This window comes from Sphingomonas bacterium (genome assembly GCF_903643035.1).
GTDB lineage: Bacteria > Pseudomonadota > Alphaproteobacteria > Sphingomonadales > Sphingomonadaceae > Sphingomonas.
In genome coordinates this window covers 1-12,153 of the sequence record NZ_CAHJWW010000065.1, presented here as the reverse complement: position 1 = coordinate 12,153, position 12,153 = coordinate 1, and the positions used below count along the sequence as shown (strand labels likewise).

Sequence of the window (12,153 nt, the reverse complement as noted above, 5' to 3'; positions counted from 1 at the left end):
CAGCAAGGATGGCAAGCGAGCCCTACTAATGCGGGACGGCCAGCATGAGTTTGCGTTCGTGGAGCGGTAAGACCCCACATCCAGACATTTAACGCCTTAGCGCCGACATCCAAAAGCGGACGCCCGTTCATCCGAGATATCAACGCTATAATTCGCCGTGCAGAGACGATCATCGGTCGTAAGCATTCACAAGGGACGGTCGGCAATCACTGCCCGTTGAACGGACCCGATGCGGCTGGCGACGTTCAGTGCGGTCGAATTTGCACTCACTCCGTCGAGCTTGAGCCCGACGTAGCCGAAGCTGACCGGCGTACCGCCGTGCGAGCTGGCGGCGATGCCCCGATGCGTAAGCGCGAAGGCTAAGCACATGCGGCTGCCGACTGGCTGCCAGATTACACCATCAGGCGATGCTTCCGCCGTAAAGCAGCGGCCATCACTTGAAGCAGACAGCCGCAACGCCGTGATGCTCTCACGGCTGACGTCAAGATCGGGCTTGAAGACGTTTGGGTCGATCTCGACCTGCGCGGTGTCGGCGCCGTCGGCGAGCCTGTATTGTATGAACGGTGCGTGCTTATCCGCGCTGCGGCAGATCGCGAAATACGCGGCGGTCGCGGTCATTGCGGCGCGCGCCATCAGGCAGGCTTTCGCCCATTCCGCGACCGACGAGCCGGGCGCGAACAACCGCGTCTCGATCTGCGCGGGCGTCCGCCGCGCCTCGGCGAACACGAAGTCGTCGCTGTGACCCGAGATGTCGCCCGAAGCGACCCGGACGCCGAGCGTCGGCTGGTCGGCGGCCCGCGCGTTGCAGTCTTCGTGCAGGCAGGTGAATGGCCAGCCCTGCGCGTTCGCGGTGATCATCGACGTCGGCGGGGCGGCGTTCACCTCGTCAGTCGACGGGAGTTCGATGCCGTTCGCGAGCGCTGCGGGCCAGTCGCCGTTCGCCGGGCTGAGGCCATAGGCGCGAGCGATGAAGCCCTTGAGCCGCAGCACGGGGCCGAACGCGAGGAGCGACGGCTGGGCTGCATTGAGGTTGAAGAACCGCGCTTCGGGGTGTGCCGCGATCGCCTTGTCGGGACACGATACCAGCGGATCGTCGCCCGACAGACACAGCTCGGGCGCGACGAACGCAAGCCGGCGGACGGCGCAGGTGGCGCCGACAGCGGGGGGGTTCGAACAGTTGAGGTAGGTCGGCAGCGAGCCGTTGGTCGTCAGAACGATCGCCCACTTGCCGCGGAGTTCAGACAGGTGCGGCCAGCCGCAGTCGCCGCGCCGCGCGGGACCGGAGCGGCAGCGCGCGGCGAGCACGGCGGGTGTAAGATAATCGGCGCGGTCGGGATCGAGCCAGTCGAGCAGCGCCTGCTCGAAATCCTCCGCCGACTGTTGCCGCTGAGCGCGGAAGCCGTCCTTGAGGTCGATGAAGACGGTAATGATCTCGTGGTTCAGCACCGCCTGATGATAGGCGCGCAGCAGGCGCAGGCAGTCGGACAGCTTGCGGCACGTCGAGCTGTCGTCTGCCCCGACGCCGGTGTTGTGATACACGTACCAGTCGCGGTTTAGCTCTGGCCATTGGTCGCGTTCGTTGCTGTCGTGGATGTCGATCTCGACCGAGCGCAGGTGGTGGAAACCGAGCATGTCGGGCAGCGATTCGTCGCGCTGGTACGCGTTGTGAACCGACTTCATCGCGACCTCGTTGTAACGGGGATCGCTTGCCGGCGGCGGCGCGCCCTTGGCGACGGTGATCGTCACCCATGCCGGACCCTGGCCGACGCACTGACCGTCCGTGCCGGGATCGGGATGGTCGTAGCCGTTGTCGCCGTAGCCGTCGTCCTGGTAGCCGATCTGAAGCGTGGCGGCCGCGGCCGTGACCGCGATCGGGACGCCGATCCAATTCGCGATCCGCCCGCGCGGCAGCGGCGTCGCGCCCGCGATCTCCAGCGTGCCGCTGTATATCCGCTCGGCATTCGCGCCGGTCGGGTCGACGAAGCGCTTCCAGGTCAGGCCGCTGCCGCCCGTCTGGACGCAGCCGCCCGCCGCGACGTGAAGCACGTCGCCCTGCCGCAACACCACGCCGGGATAGGCGGTGAGCGGTTGCGTAACCTCCAGTTGGTCGATGCGGTAGATCGTCGAACCGTCGGTTGCTGTCGATACCGTCAAATGCGGCGCCGCGACGGCGACCGAGCCAAACATTGCGGCCACGATGAGCAGCAAGCGGAAGGGCAAGTAGGCGCCGCTCAAGCGCCGACTACCTGGGCTTTGACCATCTCGTGGACCGCGACGACTGGACCCGCCGCGACGACGCCTTGCTTCCGCGTGAGCAACTTCTGCTGGCGCGCCGCTGTCCTAGCCTGCGCGACGATCGGGGTGATATCCGCGTGATACCGCGTGAGGTCGTCGACTGTCTTCAGGTTGAAACCGCGGGCTCTGATGGCGTCGGCTTCCGCCGGCACCGCCTCCATATGCGCCTTGACCGCGACCGCCAGCGCCGCCGGCAACCGCGGATCACCGAAGTTGAGCGGCGACGACGGAAGCGGCGCGACGACCGGCACCCCCACGTCCGACGCTGCCGGCGAAATCGTCGCGCCGCTCATCGTGGCGACTGCCGGCGCCGACTCGTTGGTGGCGAGCGTCGTCGTCGCCGGCACCGGACCGGCTGGTTCCGCGACGGTGACGGCGTCCGGGATCGGCGTGACGACGTTGCGCATCGTGTCGAGCGTCGCGAGCGTGTGGAGGCCGACGAGGGCGGCGTCGCGCACGGTCAGCGGCGGCAGACCGAAGAGCTGCTCGATCGTCGCCGGAATGACCGAATGCTCGAGCTGGCGATGCTCGATCATGTTCTGCGGGCACCACGGCGAGATCACGACCGCCGGGACGCGCGGGCCGTACTGGTCGAACATATAGCCGTGGTTCTTGCCCTCGATGTCCTTGGGCGGCGATCCGGCCGGGATGCGCGCGGCGCGCGGGGGCGTGACATGGTCGAAGAAGCCGCCATGCTCGTCCCACGTGACGATCAGCATGCTGCGGTTCCACAGCGGCGAGTTGCGGATCGTTTCGTAGACGCGCTTGATCAGCGTCTCGCCGATCGCCACCCCGTTCGCCGGGTGCTGCGAATTGTTGACGAAGGGCACGCCGGCGTTCTGCGAGATCGTTTCGTATTTCGGCTCGATGAACGTATACGCGGCGTTGTAGGTTGGCTCGTTTATGTCGCCGGCGAAGTCTTCGAAGTCGTCGACGTCGGAAAAGAGGCTGATCCCCGACAGCAGGCCGACTTGCGGGAACTGGTCGCCGGCATAGATGCGAAACGGCACCTTCGCCCGGCGCAGCGCATCGAAGATAGTACCATTGTCGAATTTGATGCCGTGGCCGGACGCGCCCGCGACCTTCTCGGCATAGATCTCCTCATATTGAGAGTTGGTCGGCGAGTCGTCCCAGCCACCGGACGACGCGGCGTGGACGAACATGCGGTTGGGCTCAGTCGGCCCGGCCATCGCGCTGAACCAGTGGTCGCACAGCACGAACTCCTTGGCGAGCGCGGTCAGGACCGGCAGGTCGCCCGGCGCGAAGCACCGCATCGGCTCGCCCGGGTTGTCGACGTCGGAGTGCGCGGCATAGTCGGCAGCGAAGCCGCGCTTGTCCGCGGCGACCACCGGCGGGTAGTTGCCGCCGTGCAGGCCGCCACTCGCCGCGAACGCCGCACCCGCCGCCTCGCCGCAGAGCTGCGTCAGGACGTTGGGAAACTGGTGATTGACGTCGTGGGTCTTGAACGTCTTGTCGCCGGCGGTCGGCGAGACCGCATAGTGGCGACTGGCATAGTCGTTGGTCAGCACGCCGCCAACCATGATGGATTGCGTGGCAATGCCCTCGGCCTTCGTCGGCTTTCCCGTTTGAGTATCGGTGCCGGTTATCCCCTGCGCCCCGAGCAGGTGATCGAAGGCGCGGTTCTCCATCACCAGCACGAAGAGATGCTTGATGACCGACCGGTCGAACTTGGTCCAGGTCGAGTTGTTCGACCACCGGATGGTGTCGGGCTGCTGAAGCGTTCCGATGTAGGTCTTGTCGTCGGGGAAACTGACCGAGATCGTCGAGCCGTTGACGATATTGCCCGTGGCGTTCGGCCGATTCAGCGCCGACATGTCGACCGACAGCAGATTGCCTTCGACCTTGATCCTGGGCCCGAGAACGCCGCCGCTCATCCAGCCGCCGTTGAGGTCGATGATCGGCGTAGTCGCGACGACCTTGGTCCACGTCGAGTTGTTCGACCACTTGATGATGTTTGGCGCCTGAAGGATGCCAGTGTAGCTCTTGTCGTCGGGGAAATTGACCGAGATGTGCGTCGCGTCGAAGACAGTCCCGTGCGCCGCGGGCCGGTGCGACGACGACATGTCGATCGCGATTGTATCGCCGTGCACGGTGATAAAGGGGCCGCCGGCCCATTCGCCGTTGAGATCGAGGATGGTCTGGATCGCGGGTCTGGTGGTGACGTGGCAGGTCGTGGAATAGCGCGAGTTCGAGCCGCAACCGATCGGCGAGTCGGTGCCGGCATGGGCCTGAACGTCGGGAACATGATGCCCCGCATTCGTCCGCGCAATGAGATCGCTGCATCGGAACGGCAGCGCGCCCGCCGCGACGACCCCGTCGCAGTCGGCGAACAGGATGAGGCCGACCTCGGTTAGCGCCAATATCCCCGCGACGGCGGCCAGCGCGGAGACGACAATCGGAACGAGGATGGTGCCGACGACGATCGCGCCGGCCGCCACGGCGCCATGCGCGATGATTTCCTTGCCGATCGTCGACAGGGCGGACTGGGCGGCTCGCTCGCGCGCGCCGCTGCCGCCATGTCCGCTGTTCACGACGACATAACTGAACACCACGATCGTCTCGTCGTCGGGGATGTCGACCTCGACGCTCAGGGCGACGCCGTGCGTGCCATTGTTGAGATCGCCCAGGGGCCTGGTCGCATAGACCGGATCGTTGGCGCCGACCGTGGCGGCGAGATAGACATAGTCGGTGTCGTTATGGCGCGACCGCGTGTCCAGAATACTCAAGCTGTCCATGACGAAGGTGGCGATGTGGGGCGGCACTGGCGGCGCGAAATTTACCGCCTGCTCCAATCCGGTCGAAAAGATGCCGCCAGCTTTCTGACTTCCGATTGCCATAAATCCTCCCAAGGTGCGTGCAACGGTCGGACGTCGTCATCTCGCTGCCAACGTGGTGCGCCGCAGTGGGCCCCGCGATGTTCGAGGCTGGGCTGTCTTTGATCGCTCGCGGCGATCCCATGCAGTCACCGAGTCCGGGCAGTATCGGCCTCTCCCCGCGTCGCGCATGATCAGAATGGATCAAAGCCCAAGATTTTTTTGTTGGTGGACGAGGTGTTTCATGGCGTGGGCTGCTTGAGACGTCCTCAGCCACTATGCGAGTTCAAAGTGTACGAGACCCTGATCGACCGGATTTACGAATGTGCCTTCGTTCCGGAGTCGTGGCCGAGCGTTCTTGACGACATCGCAACGATCGCCGCGGCGCGGGGCGGAGCGTTGCTGACCGCCGACACCGAGGTTCTGGGCTGGACCGCGTCGGACAGCTTGGTGGCAGTCTGGGACGGTCTGCAGCGTCACAACCTGATGGCCTGCGGCGAGCGCTTCCGACGCTTGGTCGGGCTGCGGCACTGTGGCTTCCTTACCGACCAAGCCGGGTACCGGGACGAGGCGGAAATGGGCGAGGACTTATTGTATCGCGACGTTCTGTGGCCGCTCGGTCTGGGCTGGGCAGCCGCCACCGCCATCCCGCTGCCGACGGGCGAGACGATGGTCATCACCTTCGAACGCGACCGCAAACTTGGGCCGGTCGGCGCGGCGGCGGTCGATCAGCTCGACATCCTGCGCCCCCATCTCGCGCGGAGCGCGCTGATCGCAACCCGGCTCCGCCTCCAGCGCGCGCAGGCGATCGGGGCGATGCTGGCCGCCATCGGCATTCCCGCCCTGGTCTTCGACGCGGCCGGGTGCATCCTCGCCGTCAATCCGCTGATTGAGGGTCTGGAAGATCTTGTCCGGTGGGAAGCGCGCGATCGCTTTGCCCTCGTCGATCCAGCCGCCGACGCGATTCTCCGACAGGCCATCGGCAGCCTCGATGCGCCGGGCAACAAGCGAAAGGGTGTGCGCTCCTTCGCGATCAAGGCCCGGAACGGCGCAGCCGCTCTGGTCGCGCACATCATCCCCGTACGCGAACTTGCGCGGGATGTGTTCGTCCGTGGCGCCGGTGTCCTTGTTCTTACTCCTGTTGCGCCGGTCCACGCCCCAGCGACCGAGTTGGTCCAGTCGTTGTTTGACCTAACACCTTCCGAGGCAAGGATCGCAAGACAGCTGAGCGCCGGAGATTCAGTCGGGAAGATCGCGATCAACGCCGACTTGTCGGTAACGACAATCCGCAACCAAGTTCGTGCGGTGCTTGCGAAGACCGGCTGCCGCCGTCAAGCCGAGGTCGTCGCCCTCATGGGTGGCCTATCGAATATAACTGCTCGGAGCGCGGGCTACGATGAGGCGCTTTCAAAAGCGGTGCGGCGCCCAAACTAAGTGCTCTCCCGCAAGAGTGTGAGCCGGCGAAACCCCAAGGTCGGACATTCGGACGCACTTAGCTATCTATCGTGAGCGGTCACTTATTCATGTTGCGCTATGGTCTGTTGCCGAAAACCCGACAACGGCCTCCTAGAGCCAAATAGTCTATCAGATACGCTCCTTGACAGTCGGATCGTTCGTCATCGCCGTGTGCCCGTGCCTCCGGCTAGGTCGCCATCACGCTGACATCACGCCCCAGCGTACAATACCACATAGTTGCCGCTGCCCTGGCTAGTGTGAGAGCCGCCACCTGGACATGGTCCGGCAGACGAACTGTCCGTTGTTCCGGCGGCCAACCCTCCGGTGTAATGGAGGATATTGCACTTCTGGCACCAACTCCAGTTCTGCTGTCCCCGCGCATTCGGATCGGCGGTAGAGATCACGTAGGACCCGCTGTCGGACATGTCGTGACCGCCGCCAGCTGGGCACGCTCCCTGGAACAATGACCACGATTTCCCGTCTTGTCGGCGGATCGGCGGTTGTGGCGACGCCGTGCTGAGCCGCTGCTCGAAGCCCATTCCCTGACATTTCTTGCACCAGCCCCACCCGCCCTGGCCGTTGGCAGAGGGGTCATTTACCGCGAAGGCGTAGTTCCAGCTGTCATGATTGTGCGCGCCGCCCGCTGGACAGACGCCGGGAGTAACGCCACCGGCGAAATGCATGCCTTGGCACTTGCTGCACCAGCGCCAGCCATCCTGCATCGCCGCTCGTGAGATTGAAAAAGTGGAATGATATTTTGAATTGCTGCCGCAGCCATGCGCTGAATCGATACCGGGATAGTAGCGGGTCTCGCTGTGAGTGCCCGACGCCGTCCAGGCAGCGAGCGTGGCGCCATTCAGCACGACTTGGTCCACTGCGACGGGGCCATCGCAATCGGCAAACACCATTCCGCCGAGCCAGCCCACCACTGCGCCTGCAACCTTACCCCAAACCGAACCTGTTCCTGGCAGCACGTCATCTCCAAGCGCTGTCGCGGCTGTCGAAGCGAGCTGCGTCGCACCCGAAGTCAACGCATTATCTAACCCGGCCTGCGAACTATGACCGTTGTTGATAACCTGCCAATTAAACACCACTTCCGTCGAGTTATCTGTGACAATAATGTTGGTGAAAGCCAGGCCAACGGGGTAAGAGCCGTTGTTAAGGTCGCCCATGTTCCTCGTTTGGGTAACGTACTGCTGACCGTCTAGCCGAAGACCAATGGCGACGTGATCGGTGTCTGTGTGGCGCGACCGCGTGTTCTCGATACTAAAACTATCCAAGCGAAAATTGAATACGGCCATTGTTATCTCCTGTGACGTGATCAGAAAGACGAGTTGCTTGCGGGCTTGGTGAGCATGCGTTGCCAATTGACCTCACGATCTCCTGCAAAGAGCGGTCATCTTGCTGCGGCGACAGATTCAGTTTAAATGTAACATCGTCCTGTATAGGGATACGCCGTATGGTCCCGTTTCCGGACATGGATCTTTGAACTTTGTGATGACGCGGTCGCGTTGCGCCAAGACCCCAATAGCCGCCGTTCAGATACGAGACGTCGCGTGCCAAGATCAGACGTTCGTTAATCTCAATTCGTCGCTCGCTTTCCCACGACAATACTAGAAACCGGCTCAAGCTGTCTTACGCCCGGGGGTTGGGTAGCAAAGCTAAACGGGACTAAATGGAGATATTGGACGCTTCTTCCGTCTAACTATCTACAGATTTTCCGGTTAATCAAAGTCTGCGGCTTTCTAATGTCGGCCTGACGTCGCGACCAGCCGATTACACCGAACCCGATCACAAAAAACGTCCACGCCGCCGGCTCGGGCACGGCGCCGGTGGCGGCCGGCGCGGCCATCGCGAGCGCGCCGAAGCCGTCGATGCCGACGTTGGAGTAGCTGCCGACGACATTTCCGGCGTTGTCGTATGCAGTGATGCCGTCGGGCAGGCTCGCAAAGGTGGTCGTCCCGTCACTGACCAGTCCGGCGATATGGCCGGTCGTCACGAATGATCCGGTCTCGGTCAGCGACGCGTCGAGCATGACGACGCCGCTGAGGGCGCCGTTGGTCAGGTTGTCGGCCGCGTAGAGCGTTCCATCGGCGAACGACAGTGCGCCGAAGCCGTCGATGCCGACGTTGGCGTAGCTCCCGACCAGGGTGCCATCAAGGCTATATTCCGCGATGCCGTCGGGCAGGCTGGCGAAGATGTCAGCGCCGTTGGTCGCGAGGCCGGCGATGTGGCCGGCCGTCACAAACGACGACAGCTCGGTCAGCGACGCGGTGTCGAGGGTGACGACGCCGCTAAGCGCGCCGTTGGTTAGGTTGTCGGCGGCATAAAGCATGTTCCCCGACAGAGCGAGATCGCCAAATTTGTCGATGCCGACATTGGCATAGCTACCGAGCAGAACGCCGCCGCTGTCATACTGCGAAATGCCGCCGGGCTGGCTGACGTAGACGTTACTGCCGTCGGTCGCCAGACCGCCGATCGGGGGGTCGGTCAGGAACGAATTGGTCTCGGTCAGCGTCGCCTTGTCGAGCAGGACGACGCCGCTCAGCGCGCCGTTGGTCAAATTGTCGGCCGCATAGAGCGTCTGCCCGGTGGCGGACCCCGCTGACACCGCCATGGCCGTGCCTACGCCGATTACCCAGAGTTTTGCCGGTCCCATCATTTCTCAGCCCCTTGTCCGGCCCGGCCGCGGCGGCTCCATCAGTCGCCGCTGCTCGCGCAGCTTGCGTCGCTGTTCAGGATCACGCCGTAGCGACGCGATTCCGGACAGCGGGCCGAGGAAATATTTGTCGAAGCCGCGTTGGCCTTTGTCGCCCAATCCGCTTTTCGTTGCCGCCCCCTTGTGCAACTAAGCAGATCAATGGCTTCGGTCGGCACCTTGCAGGGCACCGGCGGCGAACTCGGCTTCGCGGCGCTGTACCCCGAGCTGCGCCGGCTTGCCCGGCGGGAACGCTACCGCTTTGGTCGCCCGCTCGACCATCAGACGACGTCGCTTGTCCACGAGGCGTGGCTCAAACTTAATGCCCATGAGGGCTGGACCGACCGTCCCCACTTCTTGTGCGCAGCCGCCCAGGCGATGCGGCATATCCTGATCAGCGCCGCCCGGGCGCGGCTGCGCATGAAACGCAATCCGGTCGGCGGCCGGACGACTCTTACCGAAAGGGCGTTGGCCGCCCAGGCGATGCCCGACGCGACGCTTGTCGAGCTGAACGACGCGGTCGATCGCCTGGCCGGGTTCGACGCGCGCCTCGCCTCGGTCGTCGAGTGCCGTTATTTCGCCGGCTATACCGACGGCGAGACGGCCGAGGCGCTCAGGGTCAACGAGCGGACCGTTCGGCGCGACTGGCTCAAGGCCAGGGCGTGGCTGTTCCGCGAACTCAACGGCTGAGCGCGCGCCGCCGCACATGGTCGTAGACCGGCCGGGCGAGAAGGCCGGGCCTACCGCTCGACCGCATCATCGCATCGGCGGCGGCGAGGGCGGTCCGGGCGTCGGCCGAATGCCTGGTCGTCGCCCGCTGTTCGGCCTCGGTCGCCAGCGCAAGCGCGCGTAGCGGATCGGTCTTGTCGGCCGATGCCGCCATGGCGGCGGCGACCAACGATGCCGCCGCTGCATCCCGGCTTTCCACCGCGGCGGCTGCCCGCAGCACGCGCCCGCCCACGGTCAAGGCGCTCTTCGGCCCCGTGTAGCGCAGGGCGACGTCGGTCGCGTCGCGCGCGGCCGCAGCCGCTTCGACCGGCTTGTCCTCCAGCAAGAGCGTGCGCGACAGGTTGAGCTCCGCGGCGGCGAGCGCGCCGGACGGGCCCATGACCGCCGTCCGCGTGTCGATCGACTGGCGCAACAGGCCGGCGGCGCGCGGCAGATCGCCCCGTGCCAGCGCGATGGCGCCCTGGTTCTGGATGGCGGTAAGGAGGTTGTCGTCGGTTCGCCCCTGTCGCTCGCGGTAGGCGCGCACCTCGGCCATCAGGCCGTCGGCCGCGTCGAAGTCGCCGTTCGCCATCAGGGCGAGGGCGAGGCTGTTCTTCAGGTTCGACACGTCCTCGGGCGGCACGCCGGCGGCCGGCGCGGCCGACTCGGCCAGGCCGAGCCGCAGGACCGCGATCGCACCGGGAATATCGTGCCGCGCCTTGACGATCTGGCCCTCGACGATCCGGCTGCGCGCCAGCTCGCCGAGATAGCGCGGCGCGTGTTCCCGCCACCACGCCTGCGCCACCGCCAATTGGCCGGCGGCGTCATCGATGTCGCCCGAGCGCAGCTTCGACTGCGCCAGCATCAGCCTGACCCGGCTGGCCGTGGCCGGGTCGGCATGTGCCGCGGGCGAGGCGAGATAGCGGGTTTCGAGCGCGACGCCGGCGCTTTCGTCGGTCATCTCCGAATAGAGGTCGGCGAGAAATTCCACGACGCGGCCGTAATTCGCCGGATCGCCGGCAAAGCTCCGGTCAAGGTTGGCGACGCTCTTCTGGAGGACTTGCTCCGCCGTCACCGGCGAGGTGCCTCCGGCCGCGGCGGCGGTGTGGAACATAAGCGCGAAATAGTCCATCGCCGCATCGGTCCGCGCGACTTCGGCCTCGAAGTGGTTGCGCTCGGCGATCGCGCGCCGCGCCTGGATGGTCGTGGCGACGATCCCGACGCCAAGCGCAGCGACTACCAGCGCGGCGGCGGCGGCGGCCCAGCGGAAGCGGTGGAGCAGCCGACCCGCGACGTAGAGCCGCTGATCGCGACGGATCGCGATCGGCTCCCCGCGCAGATGGCTGCGCACGTCGGCTGCGAGGGCGTCGGCATTGGCATAACGTTCGGCGGGGTCGGCGCGCAGCGCCTTGCCCACGATCGCGGCGAGATCACCGCGCAGCGCGCGATGCTCGCCGGCCCCGAGGCCTGGCGGCAGCTCGCCGGTAACCAGCTGGCGAAGCAGGACGCCGAGCGAATAGACGTCGGTCGCGGTCGTCACCGGCGCATGTGCCAACTGCTCGGGCGCGGCATAGGCCGGCGTCAGCATGGGCGTGGCGGCCCCCGCCGGCAGCCCTGCCGTCAACGCGCGGGCCGCCCCGAAATCGAGCAGCCGGACCGCACCGTCCCCGGTGACGAGGACGTTGCCCGGCTTGATGTCGAGATGAACGACGAGGTTGCGATGGGCATGCGCGACCGCGTCGCAGACGTCGAGGAAGAGCTGCAGTCGCCGGGATAATGGCAGCCCCCGCGCGAAGTCGACGATCGGCGTACCGTCGACGAACTCCATCGCCATGAACGGGTGGCCGTCGTCGTCGAGTCCACCGTCGTACAGGCGCGCGATGCCGGGGTGCTCGAGGCGGGCGACGATGGCACGCTCGTCCTCGAAGCGGTCGAGGTAGGCGGAGGCATCGATGGCGATGATCTTGAGCGCGGCGCGCTGGGCGAAGCCGCCCTCCGCCCGCGCCGCCTCATAGACCGTGCCCATGCCGCCCCGGCCGATCGCGCGCACGATCTGCCACGAGCCGACGCGGCTGCCCGGCGCGAGATCCGGCAACAGGCCCGGCCCGCTCAGGCGTGGCGGCAGGTCGAAAAAGCCCTTCGCCGCCTCGGCCGCGGCGAGCA

General features: G+C 65.6%; 7 protein-coding genes. 2 read left to right on the top strand and 5 right to left on the bottom strand.

The genetic code is table 11. From position 1 onward, the window contains the following. Nucleotides 1-186: 186 nt before the first annotated feature. Nucleotides 187-2,235, bottom strand: a complete 2,049-nt coding sequence (locus HUV01_RS06110) for a Ca2+-dependent phosphoinositide-specific phospholipase C (RefSeq protein WP_217430930.1) — start codon at nucleotides 2,233-2,235, stop codon at nucleotides 187-189. Next, the gene (locus HUV01_RS06105) at nucleotides 2,232-5,078 is read right to left on the bottom strand and encodes an alkaline phosphatase family protein (RefSeq protein ID WP_217430929.1); all 2,847 of its coding nucleotides are present in this window, start codon (nucleotides 5,076-5,078) and stop codon (nucleotides 2,232-2,234) included. Before HUV01_RS06105 ends, HUV01_RS06110 begins: the two co-directional genes overlap by 4 nt. 342 nt (nucleotides 5,079-5,420) lie before the next feature. On the opposite strand from HUV01_RS06105, the gene HUV01_RS06100 reads away from it, so the two are divergent. Then, on the top strand, nucleotides 5,421-6,563 hold the full coding sequence (locus HUV01_RS06100; protein WP_174297414.1) for a helix-turn-helix transcriptional regulator: 1,143 nt from the start codon (nucleotides 5,421-5,423) through the stop codon (nucleotides 6,561-6,563). Between the two features lie 230 nt (nucleotides 6,564-6,793). Here the strand turns inward: HUV01_RS06100 and HUV01_RS06095 are convergent, their stop codons facing one another. Together HUV01_RS06095 and HUV01_RS06090 are read right to left on the bottom strand one after the other, a co-directional pair. Further along, nucleotides 6,794-7,885: a hypothetical protein gene (locus HUV01_RS06095; protein ID WP_174297413.1), complete on the bottom strand. Its 1,092-nt coding sequence runs from the start codon at nucleotides 7,883-7,885 to the stop codon at nucleotides 6,794-6,796. 404 nt (nucleotides 7,886-8,289) lie between these two features. Then, nucleotides 8,290-9,246, bottom strand: coding sequence for a PEP-CTERM sorting domain-containing protein (locus tag HUV01_RS06090; RefSeq protein WP_174297412.1), 957 nt, complete (start codon nucleotides 9,244-9,246; stop codon nucleotides 8,290-8,292). A 138-nt stretch (nucleotides 9,247-9,384) separates the two neighbouring features. Here HUV01_RS06090 and HUV01_RS06085 point away from each other — a divergent pair, with 138 nt between their 5' ends. Beyond that, the gene (locus HUV01_RS06085) at nucleotides 9,385-9,972 is read left to right on the top strand and encodes an ECF-type sigma factor (protein WP_174297411.1); all 588 of its coding nucleotides are present in this window, start codon (nucleotides 9,385-9,387) and stop codon (nucleotides 9,970-9,972) included. On the opposite strand, the gene HUV01_RS06080 is transcribed toward HUV01_RS06085, so the two are convergent. Further along, a partial coding sequence (locus HUV01_RS06080; protein ID WP_174297410.1) for a serine/threonine-protein kinase occupies nucleotides 9,962-12,153 on the bottom strand: 2,192 nt, incomplete at its 5' end. The genes HUV01_RS06085 and HUV01_RS06080 overlap by 11 nt on opposite strands.